Origin of the sequence: Curtobacterium sp. ZW137 (assembly GCF_003762905.1) — a bacterium.
GTDB lineage: Bacteria > Actinomycetota > Actinomycetes > Actinomycetales > Microbacteriaceae > Curtobacterium.
On sequence record NZ_RJKS01000003.1, the window covers coordinates 455,366 to 468,157 of the forward strand.

The window sequence follows — 12,792 nt, forward strand, 5'->3', positions numbered from 1 at the left end:
CCTTGTACCGGCGACGGCGTACAGACATCTCAGCCGCTGTCCCCCGATGCGCGTCCGTCGTCGCACGAGCACACTGGCCTCGTGGAGCCGACCGACGAGACACGAGACACCGAGACGCCGCCGGGGTGGGTGCTCCGTACTCCGACCCGGGCGAGCGAGGTCTGGTTGCTCCCGCTCCTCGCCGCGGTCCTCGCGGCGGGGCTGATCGTCGGTGGCGTGGTGCTCGGCGACGCGGTGGCTGCCATCACGGGGATCACCGTGGGAACGTGCATCGCCGTCGGAGCGGTCGCGCTGGCGGTGGCGGGCCACACGGCGTACACCGAGCAGAGCCGGGCAGCCTCGTGGCGACTGCACGTGGTCAACGTGGTCGTCGGATCCGGCTCGCTGCTGGTCGTCGCGCTCGGCAGCCTGGTGAGCGGCGTCCTCTTCGGGGTCGTGGCCGGCAGCCTGGTGACCGCCGTCCGGGTCGTCCACACTGCCAGGACGGTGTCGTGGATCGACCGCGTCGCACTCGGGGTGGTGTCGTCGGCGCTCGCTGTCGGCGCTGCGGTCTTGGTGGTCCTCGGTCTCACGGTCACCGGCATCCCGTCGCACCGGGTCGCGGTGTGGGTGGGCGCCGGGTGGCCGGTCGCGGTCGTCGCGGCGGTGGTCGCCGTCGTCCAGTTCCGGGCGGCGGCGCGCACACCGCGTGACTGAGACGCCCGACGACGGCCGGGGCGCCAGCCCTCGCCGTCAGCGGCCCGCGCCGAACCGCGTCGTCACGCCCGGCGAGTACAACACCGAGTCCGGCGGCAGCTCCGTCAGCGCGAACGGCAGCCCGGCAGCACCCACGAGGTCGTCCCGCAACGACACCACCGACGCCCGGTGCAGCGCCCAGGTGTCGTGCTCGTTCGGCCAGAACCGTGTCGCCCCGGCACGGTGCACGTGCATGCCCCACCGCGCCGTGAGGAACGTCTCGAGCGCCGTCGGCTCCGTGATCGCCGGCCCGACGCGCACGTCGAGCACCGACCGCAGGTGCGTCCCGTGCCGCCGCATCGCGTAGCCCACACGGCCGTCGCGCTTCCGCACGGCGGCGTCCGCCCACCGGTACGGCAGCCCGGTCGCGACGCGCGCTCCGAGGGTCGGCAGGAGCTTCCCGGCGTCGAGCGAGAGGAACACGACCCCGCGCTGCCCCTGCTCGTCCACCGTGTAGACGCGGACGTTCACCTCGACGAAGTCGCCGATGCGTCCGGTCCGGCCGAGTGGTCCGAGCGGCGGGAACCGGGTGTCCTCGAAGCGGAAGGCGATGAGGCCGACCCACGTGGTCACGCCGTCGTCGGTGCCGTCGACGGCCATCGTGTCGGGGCGGGTCCCGGCGGGCAGGAGCGGGGCGACGGCCGACACGTCCACCCGCCAGTGCAGGAAGACGACGTCCAGCCAGTCCTGGGAGATCCAGGGACGGCCGGGCAGTCCGGGGGCGACGGATGCAACGGCCGGGAGGCTCGGTGCGGCTCCGGTGGGACGGCCGCCGGTCATGCGATGGTCGCGTCGTCGATGTGGGTCGCCACGGGCGATTCGTCCCACCCCTGCTGCGGGGTGTCGCAGGTCCCGCGGAACACGTACTGCGACGGGCGCTTCCGCTCGCTCGACGTCCAGTCGATCGCCGGACGTCGACGCTCGGGCGGCAGGTACCCGATCCGGTACACGGCCATCAGCTCGAGCTCCGGCGGCACCCGGAGCAGCCCCTCGATCTCGTCCCACGCACCGGGGGTCTCCATCGGGAAGGACACGAACTGGATGCCGAGGCCGAGCTCGGTGGTCGCGAGCCAGATGTTCTCCATCGCGGCGCCCATGCTGAACACGGAGTAGAAGCCGGAGAGCTCTTCCTTCCGGTACTCGTGCCGGTCGAGCATCACCCCGAGCAGCAGCGGCGACCCGGCGACGAGCTTCCGGTTCTCCTCGCCGAGCGTCTGCGGGACCCGCAGCGTGTTCATCAGCATCTGCCCGCGCTTGGTGAACACCTGCTTCGTGAACGGCTTCAACGGCCCGGGCAGCTTGTCGAAGAGCATGCCGTCGCGGCGCTCGTCCATCTCCGCCTGGCTGAACCGGAAGTACGGCTTGTAGCGCTGGAAGAACGTGCCCTCGGCCATCGTGCGGGTCATCGATCGCCCGCTGATCTCCGCGACGCGCTCGATCGTCGGTCGCTCCTCGACCAGGACGAAGCGCCACGGCTGGCTGTTCAGCTGCGAGGGTGCCCGGCCGGCGAGTTCGACGAGGAGCCGTTGGTGCTCCTCGGACACGGGATCGGGCAGGAACGCCCCGTTCGTCGTCCGCCGGCGTCGGATGGCCTCGAAGAGCTCCACTGCTGTCCTCCCACGGGTCAGCGCCGGAACAGCAGCGCCCCGAGGTAGGACGGCGCGGCGGCGACCGCGACTCTCCAGTGTGCTCCGGTCCGCGGGTTCGTGCGCGGAGCCATCGCCAGCGGCACGAGTGCCGGCAGCAGGAACAGCGCCGACCTCGACCTGGTCCAGAGCGGGGTCGTGGCGGCGGCCCCGGTGAGCGTCGCCGTCACGACGAACAGTCCGTGGTGGACGACCCGCAGCTTCTTCGTGCGGATGAGCCGGACGGCCACGGCCGTGCCCCAGAGGCAGTTCGCGACGTAGGCGGCGGACGCAGCGGTGACCATCCGGCGGGCAGTCGGCGATCCGACGGGAGGCATGGCGAGCCTCCCGGCTGTCTCCTTGCGTCCCATGGACGCGAACCTACGCGCCGGTGGTTCCGGCAGACTGCAACGAACGACTCGAAGGGGATCGCATGCGCGTCACACCGAAGGTCTGGATCGGCATCGCCGCCCTGATCGGGTACATCGTCCTGGTGGTCGTGATCCAGGCGGCGAGCGGCATCGACTACACGTCGTGGGGAGACTCGGCGCACGACCTGTTCTTCGGTGCGGACGTGTCGCTGATCGTCGCCGCGGTCGCGGTGGCGGTCACCGTGTCCCTGCTGGGCTGGTGGGGGCCGGTTCTCCGTGAACGACACCGCAGCCCGCACCGCTGGACGTTGCTCGCGCCGATCCTGATGGCGGTGATCGCCGTCGTGGGCCTCGCGTTCGCGGACTGGGGTGCCGTCGGCGGGGCGTTCCTCGCTGCGGCCCTCGTCCTGCTCCTGGTCGGGTTCACCGAGGAGGTCGTGGCACGGGGGATCCTCCTGGTGGCGCTGCGGTCGCGGCTGTCCGAGGTGTGGGTGTGGCTGATCACGTCGGTGCTGTTCGGTGTGATGCACATGAGCAACGTGTTCCTGGGGCAGGCGGTCGGCCCGACGCTCGTGCAGGTCGTCTTCGCGTTCTCGGCCGGGTCGGTCTTCTACGTCCTGCGACGGACGACCGGGTCCCTGATCCCGGCGATGGTGCTGCACGCCGTGTGGGACTTCACGCAGTTCGTCGGCGGGGTCGGCGAGCGTTCGGCGGTCGCCGACTTCGCGCAGGGCGTGTACGTCGGGGTGGCTCTGCTCGGCGTCGTGTGCGCGGTGGTCGTCGCGCTGGGCGCCGATGAGCGTTCCGGGTTCCGGACCTCAGGCAGACTCGCGGGACACCAGGCGTGACAGCACGATCGCGCTGCGGGTGTGGTCGACCTGGGGTGCCAGCCTGACCCGGTCGAGTGCTTCCTCGAGCGCGGGGAGGTCCTTGGAGCGCATGTGCACCACCGCGTCGGCGCTACCGGTCACCGTTCCGGCGTCCACGACCTCGGGCACGGAGTCGAGCAGCGCGCGGAGTTCGTCGGGGGAGACGGTGCCGCGGCAGTAGAGCTCGACCCAGGCCTCGGTGCCCCGGTCCTCGACAGCGGGGTCGACCTTGATCGTGAAGCCCCGGATGACACCGTCGGCGACGAGACGGTCGACCCGTCGCTTGACGGCGGAGGCGGAGAGTCCGACGACGGATCCGATGTCGCCGTAGCCGGCGCGTGCGTTGTCCCGGAGCTGATCCAGGATGCGGTGGTCGAGCGAATCCATTGGGACCCATCGTACGCGGGCTTCTTGCGAGGACGTCGGGTCCAACGCACGAAATGTGCGCGCTTCCCTGCTGCGGTGAGCGCGGCGGAATCCATAGACTGGCCACGGCGTCGACCTGGTCCGCCGTGGAACACGGTGAGTGAGCCTGCATCTCACCGAGATCGCTCCAGGTGGTTCCTGGCAGGCTCGGGCCCGAAGTCCCAGGAGGACTCCCGTGTCGACCCAAGCCACGTCGAACCCCGCAGCCGCCACCACGACGACTCCCACTCGCACCGCCACCAAGCGCACGATCCTGATGTGCAAGCCGGACTTCTACACGGTGAGCTACCGGATCAACCCCTGGATGCACCCCGAGGACCCCACGGACACCGCGAAGGCAGTCGCCCAGTGGCAGGAACTCCACGACGTCTACCAGGGGCTCGGGTTCGAGATCCACCTGATCGACCCGATCCAGGGCCTGCCGGACATGGTCTACGCGGCGAACGGCGGCTTCGTGCTCGACGGTGTCGCGTACGGCGCGAAGTTCCAGTACCCGGAGCGCCAGCCCGAGGGCCCCGCGTACATGGACTGGTTCCGCGGCGCAGGCCTGCAGGTCGCCGAGCCCGTCGAGACGAACGAGGGCGAGGGCGACTTCCTGCTCGTCGGCGACGTCATCCTCGCCGGCACCGGCTTCCGCTCCGACAGCACCTCGCACGAGGAGATCGCGAAGGTCTACGGCCGCGACGTCATCACGCTGAAGCTGATCAACCCGAGCTTCTACCACCTGGACACCGCGATCGCCGTGCTCGACCCGGAGCCCGACGCGGACGGCCGCAGCAACATCGCGTACCTCGAGAGCGCCTTCGACGAGCCGTCGCTCGCGATCCTCCGCGAGCGCTTCCCCGAGGCGATCATCGCGACCGAAGAGGACGCGGCCATCCTCGGCCTGAACTCCTACTCCGACGGGTACAACGTCGTCATCGCCGCGCGCGCGACCACCTTCGCGGAGCAGCTCCGCGCGAAGGGCTACAACCCGATCGGCGTCGACCTCTCCGAGCTCCTGCTCGGTGGCGGCGGCGTGAAGTGCTGCACGCTCGACCTGCACCCGGTCGGCACCGGCAACTCCGCGGCGCGGTCCTGATGACCACCGCGACCGGCGCGGGCACCGGGCTCGGTGCGGCGACCGCCGCAGCGCTCGCCGTCGAGGACCGCTCGCTGGCGCACAACTACAGCCCGCTGCCCGTCGTCATCGCCTCGGGTGACGGCGCGTGGGTGACGGACGTCGACGGCAAGCGGTACCTGGACGGCCTCGCGGCGTACTCCGCCGTGAACTTCGGCCACGGCAACGCCCGGCTGGTCGCTGCTGCGAAGGCACAGCTCGACCGGGTGACCCTGACGAGCCGCGCGTTCGTGAACGACCAGCTCGGCCCGTTCGCGTCGAGCCTGGCGGAGCTCACCGGCACCGAGATGGTGCTGCCGATGAACACCGGCGCGGAAGCGGTCGAGTCCGCGATCAAGGTGTCGCGGGCGTGGGGCTACCGGGTGAAGGGCGTCCCCGCCGACCGGGCCACGATCATCGTGGCGAGCGGGAACTTCCACGGCCGGACGACGACGATCATCTCGTTCTCCGACGACCCGGACGCCAAGGACGACTTCGGCCCGTACACGCCGGGCTTCCGCACGGTGCCGTACGGCGACGCGGACGCGCTCCGTGCCGCGATGGACGACACCGTCGTCGCGGTGCTGCTCGAGCCCATCCAGGGGGAGGGCGGCGTCGTGATCCCGCCGGCGTCCTACCTGCCGGCGGTGCGGGAGATCTGCGACGAGTTCGGTGCGCTGTTCGTCGCCGACGAGATCCAGTCCGGGCTCGGACGCACCGGCCACACCCTCGCGGTGTCGCGGGTCGGCGTCCGCCCCGACCTGATCACGCTCGGCAAGGCGCTCGGCGGTGGCATCGTCCCGGTGTCGGCCGTCGTCGGTTCCGCCGCGGTGCTCGGTGTCCTCCGTCCGGGCGAGCACGGTTCCACGTTCGGCGGCAACCCGCTCGCCGCGGCCGTCGGCGCCGAGGTCGTGACGATGCTCGGCGAGGGCACGTTCCAGCAGCGTGCACTCGACGGCGAACCGCTGCTGCGCGGGCTGCTCGAGGACCTGGTCGGCAAGGGCGTCGTCGCGCACCGGGTCGCCGGGCTCTGGGCGGGCATCGACATCGACCCGGCCATCGGGACCGGCAAGGAGATCGCGAAGGGACTCGCCGAGCGCGGGGTCCTCGTGAAGGACACCCACGGGTCGACGATCCGCTTCGCCCCGCCCCTCGTCGTCACGGACGACGAGATCGCCATGGCGATCGGGGCCCTCGGCGCGGTCCTCCGCGACCGGAGCTGATTCGCCGGACCGGCACCGGGCCTCCAGGCCGTCCGGTGTTGGGTGTCGGGTGGACCCGCACAACCAAAACCGGCTCGCACCACGTGATCACGTGGTGCGAGCCGGTTTGCGTTGTGCGTCGACGGGTCGAACCGCAGGCCCCGCGCCCCGCACCCGCGCGTCAGACCGCCCAGCGCTCCGCGAGCTGGTCCATCAGCGCATCGAGCCGCTCGTCGACGACCTGCTCCTCCGGGTGCGCCTCGAACCACGCGATGACCTCGCGGACGCCCTGCCGGTACGGCGTGCGCGGGTGGTACCAGGGCACGAGCGACCGGATCTTGCTGTTGTCGAAGACGGAGCTGTTCGCCTTGTCGCCGAGCAGCGCTGCACCCCAGTCCGCGTCCACGGCGTTGATCGCGTCGGCGGGGACGTGCACGATGCGCAGGTCCTCGACCCCGGCCGCGGCGGCGATCTCGTGCGCGATGGCGTTCCACGTGGGCGCTTCGTCGCTCGTGATGGTGAACGCCTCCCCGATCGCCGAAGCGTTGTCGAGCAGGCCGGTGAACCCGACCGCGAAGTCGCGGCTGTGGGTGAGCGTCCAGAGGCTCGTCCCGTCGCCGGTGATGATGACGGGCTTCCCGGCGCGCATCCGCGCGATCGCCGTCCACCCACCCGTCAGGGGCAGCTTGGTCTCGTCGTAGGTGTGCGACGGGCGGACGATCGTCACCGGGAAGTCCTGCTCCCGGTACGCCTGCATGAGGAGGTCCTCGCACGCGATCTTGTCCCGCGAGTACTGCCAGAAGGGGTTCTTCAGCGGGGTCGACTCCGTGATCGGCAGGTGGGTCGGCGGGGTCTGGTACGCCGAGGCCGAGCTGATGAACACGTACTGGTTCGTCCGGCCGGCGAAGAAGTCGATGTCCGCCTGCACCTGGTCGGGCGTGAAGGCCACCCAGTTCACCACCGTGTCGAAGTGGCGGTCGCCGAGTGCGTCCGCCAGGGCGCTGCGGTCGGACACGTCCGCCTGGAGGCGCGTCACACCCTCCGGGATCGGCCTGCCCCCGGTGGTCCCGCGGTTCAGGACCGTGACCTCCAGTCCCTGCCGGGTCGCCTCGGTGACACAGGCGGCGCTGATCACGCCGCTCCCGCCGATGAACAGGACGCTCGCTCCGTTGCTCGTCATTCCTCCACGTAACCACGTTCCGGCGGGGCTAGCGTCCATGGAGACGCCGCACCGATGCGGCACGGGAGGAACACCGCACATGGAGTACCGCTACCTCGGGAACTCGGGCCTCAAGGTCTCCGAGATCACCTACGGCAACTGGCTGACCCACGCGTCCCAGGTCGAGAACGACGCCGCGATCGCCTGCGTCCGGGCAGCCCTCGACGTCGGCATCTCGACGTTCGACACCGCCGACGTGTACGCGAACACCGGCGCCGAGACCGTCCTCGGCGAAGCGCTCAAGGGTGAACGGCGCCAGTCGCTGGAGATCGCGACGAAGGTCTTCGGACCCACCGGTCCGAAGGGCCACAACGACACCGGGCTGTCCCGGAAGCACATCCTCGAGTCCATCGACGGGTCGCTCGGGCGGCTGCAGACCGACTACGTCGACCTGTACCAGGCGCACCGCTTCGACCACGAGACCCCGCTCGAAGAGACCATGCAGGCCTTCGCCGACGTCGTCCGCGCGGGCAAGGTCCTGTACGTCGGCGTCTCGGAGTGGACCGCCGAGCAGCTCCGTGCCGGCGCCGCGCTGGCGAAGGACCTCGGCTTCCAGCTCATCTCGAACCAGCCGCAGTACTCCGCGCTGTGGCGGGTCATCGAGGAAGAGGTCGTCCCCACCTCGAAGGAACTCGGCATCTCCCAGATCGTCTGGTCGCCGATCGCCCAGGGTGTGCTCACCGGGAAGTACAAGCCCGGTCAGCCGCTGCCCGAGGGTTCGCGTGCCACCGACGACAAGGGCGGCGCGGACATGATCAAGCGGTTCATGCGCGACGAGGTGCTGTCCGCCGTGCAGGAGCTCGAGCCGATCGCGAAGGAGCTGGACCTCTCGATGGCGCAGCTCGCCGTGGCGTGGGTGCTGCAGAACGAGAACGTGGCGTCCGCGATCATCGGCGCATCGCGGCCGGAGCAGGTGCACGACAACGCCGGCGCTGCCGGCGTGACGATCCCTGCGGAGCTGCTCTCACGCATCGACGACGCGCTCGGGGGCGTCGTCGAGCGGGACCCGGCGAAGACGAACGACAGCAGCCCGAAGACCCGCGAGGCCTGACGGCCGCGGCGCCCGGCGCACGGGCTGGAGTTCGCACAACCGAAACCGCTTCGCACCACGGACGTCGGCGGTGCCAGGTGGTTTCGGTTGTGCGAACGCGAACCGCACCACCGGTGCGCCCGCCGCAGAAACGGCGAAGGCCCCTCACTCGCGTGAGGGGCCTTTCACCGTGGCTGGACACGGCATCGATCCGTGGACCTTTCGATTTTCAGTCGAACGCTCTACCAACTGAGCTATCCAGCCGTGGCGACCCTGACGGGACTTGAACCCGCGACCTCCGCCGTGACAGGGCGGCACGCTAACCAACTGCGCTACAGGGCCATATTGACTTGCATCCGGTGTTGCTCTGTTCCTGCTTGCTGTCTCACGAGGAGTGACCCCAACGGGATTCGAACCCGTGCTGCCGCCGTGAAAGGGCGGTGTCCTAGGCCACTAAACGATGGGGCCGCAAGCAGTACATCGCTGCACCGGAGGTCAAGCATACGGAAGCCCTGCGCGGATGACAAATCGGCGTGCCCGCACCGGCTCCGCCCGGCGTGTCGCAGGTCCGGGAACACGGCGCGCGGGCTTCACTCACGGTGGAGGAGTCCCTCCGATTCTGCGCCGTCGGTGTTCGAGTGCGAGCATCGTCGTCGGTCCGTGTCCCTCGTGCGAGGGGCTGCCCCGGTCCGGCACCTGTTGTTACTGTTGCGTCTGTTAACAGTGTTACGTGCGTGAGCCTTGCCGCGCTGTTACGAAATCGAGATGTATGTCGACCTCACCATCGCAGTCCCTCAGCCCCCGCCGCCGCGTGATCGCCGCCGCGGTGGCTGTCGTGCTCACTGCAGGGGCCATCGCCGCGTTCGCGCCCGCTGAGCAGGCATCGGCGGCGAGCTACCCGAGCTGGAGCGACGTGCAGGCCGCGAAGGCGTCCGAGTCCGCCCAGCAGGACAAGGTCACCGAGATCAAGAGCCTCATCTCGGACCTGACGACCGAGGCCGCGGCGAAGCAGAAGTCCGCCGCCGCAGCGGGAACGGCGTACCAGACGGCGCAGACGAACTTCGACGAGGCGACGCTCAAGCAGCAGAAGCTGCAGGAGCAGGCCGACGCGGCCGAGAAGACCGCGGCGCAGTCCGAGGAGCAGGCCGGCCAGCTCGCCGCCCAGCTCGGTCGTGCGAGCTCGAACGACGTCACGACGGACCTCCTCACGCACCCGACGAACTCCGGTGACCTGCTGTACGAGCTCGGCGCGATGTCGAAGCTCACGGAGCAGGCCGACGGCATCTACTCACAGGCGACGCAGGACCGGGGGACGGCGCAGGCCCTCGCGGACAAGTCGGCCGTCGCGAAGAAGGCCCTCGGCGCCCTCGCGGACGCCGCGCAGCAGAAGATGCAAGCCGCGCAGTCGGCTGCCGAGGCCGCGCAGACCGCGGTGGACGCCCAGAACGACAACCAGGCGCGACTCGAGGCGCAGCTGACCCTGCTCACCTCGAACGCGACGAACGTCGAGGCGAAGTACAACAAGGGCGTGGCGGTGGAGAAGGCGCGCCAGGCGGCCCTCGCCAAGGCCCGTGCAGCCGCCGCCGCGAAGGCCGCTGCTGCCGCTGCCCCGAGCGGCGGTTCCGGCGCCGGCTCCAACGGCTCCGGTGGCGGCACCCCGAACTCCTCCGGCTGGGTCCGCCCGAGCGCCGGCTACCAGACCAGCCCCTACGGCTACCGCGTCGACCCGTACACGGGAGCTCATGCCCTGCACGCTGGTGTGGACCTGGCGCCGGCTTGCTACTCGCCGATCTACGCGGCCCACTCCGGCACCGTCACCTTCGCAGGCAACGGCGGCGGCTACGGCAACGAGGTCGTGCTCGACAACGGCGGCGGCATCTCCACCGCCTACGGGCACATCGTCGACGGCGGGATCATGGTCGCCGCCGGCCAGCACGTCTCCGCCGGGCAGCAGATCGCCCAGGTCGGTTCGACCGGGTGGTCCACCGGGTGCCACCTCCACTTCGAGACCCGGGTGAACGGCGCAGCCGTCGACCCGGTCCCCTTCATGGCAGCGCGGGGGATCTCGGTATGACCGTGTGCGCGCCCGAGAGGCCCTGACACCACATGAAGAAGCCTGCGCGTTCCCTCGCCTGCGGCATCGCCACCGTCTCGTTGCTCGGCATCGGGCTCTCGGTGGGGATCGCGGGACCGGCAGGGGCGACCCCCGCTGCGGCCCCGTCGTGGGCTGACGTGCAGGCGGCGAAGGCCGACCAGGCGGAGAAGCAGCAGACGGTCGACGAGCTCGCCTCGCGGCTGTCCTCGCTGCAGGACGACGCCGACGCGGCCGGCATCGTGGTGCAGCAGGCGGGCCAGACGTACGCGCTGGCAGCGTCGAAGCAGCAGGAGGCGCAGTCGACGCTCGACGACCTGACCGCGCAGGCCAAGCGTGCGAAGACCGCGGCCGACGAGTCGGCAGGGCAGGTCGCGGCGCTCGTGGTCGAGCTCTCCCGCACCGGCGGCGGGGACCTGTCGACGAGCATGCTCGTGGACTCCGCCGACGCGAAGGACCTGCTGTACCAGGTCGGCACGATGTCGCACCTGTCCGAGCGCTCGGCGACGGTGCTGGCGCAGGCGAAGGCCGACCAGAAGACGGTCGACTCGCTCGCGGCGCAGAAGAGCCAGGCGGCGAAGGCCCTGACGAAGGCGACCGACGCCACGAAGACCGCCCTCGACTCGGCGAACGACACCGCGGCCGCCGCGAACGGCAAGCTCGCGGCCGGGCAGGAGCAGCAGGACGAGGTGCTCGAGCAGCTCGCCTACCTCAAGGGCACGACCGTCGCGACGGAGAGCGCGTACTACACGGAGCAGCGCGCGAAGCAGGCCGAGGCCGAACTCGCGGCGCAGGCCACGACCGACGACGGTGGGGCGAGCAGCGGCGGGGCGACCACCGGCAGCACGACGACCACCACGACGAAGCCGTCGACCAGCGGCGGCGGCACGACGACCACGACCAAGCCGTCGACCACGACGACGAAGCCGTCCACGACGACCACGAAGCCGTCCACCACGTCCCCCACGACGTCGAAGCCCGCCACGACGACGCCCGTCGCCCCGGCGAAGCCGAGCACGCCCGTCACGACCACGCCCTCGAAGCCGGTCACCACGACCCCGACAGCACCGAGCACCCCGTCCAAGGCCGCCGGCGCCATCGCGTACGCCCGTGCCCAGCTCGGCAAGGCGTACGTCCTCGGCGGCGCGGGCCCGAACACGTGGGACTGCTCCGGTCTGGTGATGATGGCCTACAACTCGCAGGGCATCGCGACCGGTGGGCACAACGTCGTGTGGCAGTACAACTACTTCAAGTCGATCGGCCGGCTCGTGCCGCTCTCGCAGCGTCAGGCGGGTGACATCCTCTTCTACTCGTCGAACGGAACCGCTTCAGGTGGTTACCACGACTCGATCTACACCGGCGGCGGGATGATGGTCGAGGCTGCTCGACCGGGTGTCGGCGTCGTCGAGCGGGCCGTCTGGACCCCGAGTCAGCTGCTGCCCTACGTGGCGCGCCCCTCCGGCTCCCTGTAGCGGGAACGCGGAACGGCCCGGCCCCACCAGGGGACCGGGCCGTTCGGCGTCAGCGCGGAAGCAGCGGAAGCCGCGGACGCGGCAGACGCAGCGGAAGCGGCGGCAGCGTCAGTGACCGGCGGGCACGTACGCGGCCTGGCCGGCCGTGACGATCGCCTCGGCCTCGGCGGCGTCGCCCCAGCCCTCGGCCTTGACCCACTTGTTCGGCTCGAGGTCCTTGTAGCGCTCGAAGAAGTGCGCGATCTCGGCCTTCGTCTGCTCGTCGACGTCGGAGATGTCCTGGATGTGCGCCCAGCGCGGGTCCTTCGCGGGGACCACGAGGACCTTCGCGTCGTTGCCGGCCTCGTCGCTCATCTTGAAGACGCCGACCGGGCGGACCTTGACGCCGACGCCCGGGAAGGTCGGGTACTCGAGCAGCAGGAGCGCGTCCACGGGGTCACCGTCGTCCGCGAGGGTCTTCTCGAAGAACCCGTAGTCGGTCGGGTACACGAACGACGTGAACAGCACGCGGTCGAGGTACACGCGACCGGTCTCGTGGTCCACCTCGTACTTGTTGCGGCTGCCCTTGGGGATCTCGACGACGACGTCGTACGCGGCCATGGTTGCACTCCTGGTTTGTCGATGGGTCTGTCGGTGGTTCCGAAAGCGCGGC

13 protein-coding genes and 3 tRNA genes are annotated in these 12,792 nt (G+C 70.4%); 7 read left to right on the plus strand and 9 right to left on the minus strand.

Annotation, left to right across the window (positions count from 1 at the left end; translation table 11 throughout):
* The first annotated feature begins 81 nt into the window (after nt 1–81).
* A complete protein-coding gene (locus tag EDF55_RS11835) occupies nt 82–696 on the plus strand; it encodes a hypothetical protein (protein ID WP_123655150.1) in 615 nt (204 codons plus the stop codon).
* A 36-nt stretch (nt 697–732) separates the two neighbouring features.
* Here EDF55_RS11835 and EDF55_RS11840 read toward each other — a convergent pair whose 3' ends face one another.
* Genes EDF55_RS11840 through EDF55_RS11850 form a run of 3 tightly spaced genes read right to left on the minus strand, consistent with a single transcriptional unit; the run spans nt 733 to nt 2,731 of the window.
* Nucleotides 733–1,515, minus strand: a complete 783-nt coding sequence (locus EDF55_RS11840; RefSeq protein ID WP_123655151.1) for a YqjF family protein — start codon at nt 1,513–1,515, stop codon at nt 733–735.
* Nucleotides 1,512–2,342 carry a nitroreductase family protein gene (locus EDF55_RS11845; protein WP_123655152.1) on the minus strand — a complete coding sequence of 277 codons (831 nt, stop codon included), beginning with the start codon at nt 2,340–2,342 and terminating at the stop codon, nt 1,512–1,514. Before EDF55_RS11845 ends, EDF55_RS11840 begins: the two co-directional genes overlap by 4 nt.
* Nucleotides 2,343–2,359: 17 nt before the next feature.
* A complete protein-coding gene (locus EDF55_RS11850; RefSeq protein WP_123655153.1) occupies nt 2,360–2,731 on the minus strand; it encodes a hypothetical protein in 372 nt (123 codons plus the stop codon).
* Between the two features lie 62 nt (nt 2,732–2,793).
* On the opposite strand from EDF55_RS11850, the gene EDF55_RS11855 reads away from it, so the two are divergent.
* Nucleotides 2,794–3,579: a CPBP family intramembrane glutamic endopeptidase gene (locus tag EDF55_RS11855; RefSeq protein WP_123655154.1), complete on the plus strand. Its 786-nt coding sequence runs from the start codon at nt 2,794–2,796 to the stop codon at nt 3,577–3,579.
* On the opposite strand, the gene EDF55_RS11860 is transcribed toward EDF55_RS11855, so the two are convergent.
* Entirely contained in the window at nt 3,550–3,987 is a 438-nt protein-coding gene (locus EDF55_RS11860; protein ID WP_123655155.1) for an Lrp/AsnC family transcriptional regulator, read from the minus strand. The genes EDF55_RS11855 and EDF55_RS11860 overlap by 30 nt on opposite strands.
* A 214-nt stretch (nt 3,988–4,201) precedes the next feature.
* Here EDF55_RS11860 and ddaH point away from each other — a divergent pair, with 214 nt between their 5' ends.
* Nucleotides 4,202–5,107 carry a dimethylargininase gene (ddaH, locus tag EDF55_RS11865; protein ID WP_221180750.1) on the plus strand — a complete coding sequence of 302 codons (906 nt, stop codon included), beginning with the start codon at nt 4,202–4,204 and terminating at the stop codon, nt 5,105–5,107.
* Nucleotides 5,107–6,348 (plus strand): ornithine--oxo-acid transaminase, encoded by a 1,242-nt coding sequence (gene rocD, locus EDF55_RS11870; protein ID WP_123655156.1) that lies wholly within the window; start codon nt 5,107–5,109, stop codon nt 6,346–6,348. Before ddaH ends, rocD begins: the two co-directional genes overlap by 1 nt.
* Nucleotides 6,349–6,508: 160 nt before the next feature.
* On the opposite strand, the gene EDF55_RS11875 is transcribed toward rocD, so the two are convergent.
* Complete coding sequence (locus EDF55_RS11875; RefSeq protein ID WP_123655157.1) at nt 6,509–7,507, minus strand: NAD-dependent epimerase/dehydratase family protein; 999 nt, start codon at nt 7,505–7,507, stop codon at nt 6,509–6,511.
* Nucleotides 7,508–7,586: 79 nt separating this feature from the next.
* Between EDF55_RS11875 and EDF55_RS11880 the strand changes: the two genes are divergently transcribed.
* On the plus strand, nt 7,587–8,597 hold the full coding sequence (locus tag EDF55_RS11880; RefSeq protein WP_123655158.1) for an aldo/keto reductase family protein: 1,011 nt from the start codon (nt 7,587–7,589) through the stop codon (nt 8,595–8,597).
* Nucleotides 8,598–8,767: 170 nt separating this feature from the next.
* On the opposite strand, the gene EDF55_RS11885 is transcribed toward EDF55_RS11880, so the two are convergent.
* The 3 genes from EDF55_RS11885 to EDF55_RS11895 form a co-directional block, all read right to left on the minus strand.
* Nucleotides 8,768–8,840 (minus strand) — tRNA-Phe (locus EDF55_RS11885).
* Nucleotide 8,841: 1 nt separating this feature from the next.
* Nucleotides 8,842–8,918, minus strand: a tRNA-Asp gene (locus tag EDF55_RS11890).
* A gap of 53 nt (nt 8,919–8,971) precedes the next feature.
* A tRNA-Glu gene (locus EDF55_RS11895) sits at nt 8,972–9,044 on the minus strand.
* A 301-nt stretch (nt 9,045–9,345) separates the two neighbouring features.
* Between EDF55_RS11895 and EDF55_RS11900 the strand changes: the two genes are divergently transcribed.
* Entirely contained in the window at nt 9,346–10,650 is a 1,305-nt protein-coding gene (locus EDF55_RS11900; protein WP_123655159.1) for a M23 family metallopeptidase, read from the plus strand.
* A 32-nt stretch (nt 10,651–10,682) separates the two neighbouring features.
* Nucleotides 10,683–12,140 (plus strand): NlpC/P60 family protein, encoded by a 1,458-nt coding sequence (locus tag EDF55_RS11905; protein WP_123655160.1) that lies wholly within the window; start codon nt 10,683–10,685, stop codon nt 12,138–12,140.
* Nucleotides 12,141–12,248: 108 nt separating this feature from the next.
* Here EDF55_RS11905 and EDF55_RS11910 read toward each other — a convergent pair whose 3' ends face one another.
* Complete coding sequence (locus EDF55_RS11910; protein WP_070417329.1) at nt 12,249–12,740, minus strand: inorganic diphosphatase; 492 nt, start codon at nt 12,738–12,740, stop codon at nt 12,249–12,251.
* Between the last annotated feature and the right edge of the window lie 52 nt (nt 12,741–12,792).

Coding starts and splice junctions, on each gene's coding strand:
- EDF55_RS11880 (WP_123655158.1), top strand. CDS start 7,587: ATGGAGTACCGCTACCTCGGGAACTCGGGCCTCAAGGTCTCCGAGATC.
- EDF55_RS11905 (WP_123655160.1), top strand. CDS start 10,683: ATGAAGAAGCCTGCGCGTTCCCTCGCCTGCGGCATCGCCACCGTCTCG.
- EDF55_RS11850 (WP_123655153.1), bottom strand. CDS start 2,731: ATGGGACGCAAGGAGACAGCCGGGAGGCTCGCCATGCCTCCCGTCGGA.
- EDF55_RS11875 (WP_123655157.1), bottom strand. CDS start 7,507: ATGACGAGCAACGGAGCGAGCGTCCTGTTCATCGGCGGGAGCGGCGTG.
- EDF55_RS11840 (WP_123655151.1), bottom strand. CDS start 1,515: ATGACCGGCGGCCGTCCCACCGGAGCCGCACCGAGCCTCCCGGCCGTT.
- EDF55_RS11910 (WP_070417329.1), bottom strand. CDS start 12,740: ATGGCCGCGTACGACGTCGTCGTCGAGATCCCCAAGGGCAGCCGCAAC.
- EDF55_RS11855 (WP_123655154.1), top strand. CDS start 2,794: ATGCGCGTCACACCGAAGGTCTGGATCGGCATCGCCGCCCTGATCGGG.
- EDF55_RS11900 (WP_123655159.1), top strand. CDS start 9,346: ATGTCGACCTCACCATCGCAGTCCCTCAGCCCCCGCCGCCGCGTGATC.
- rocD (WP_123655156.1), top strand. CDS start 5,107: ATGACCACCGCGACCGGCGCGGGCACCGGGCTCGGTGCGGCGACCGCC.
- EDF55_RS11860 (WP_123655155.1), bottom strand. CDS start 3,987: ATGGATTCGCTCGACCACCGCATCCTGGATCAGCTCCGGGACAACGCA.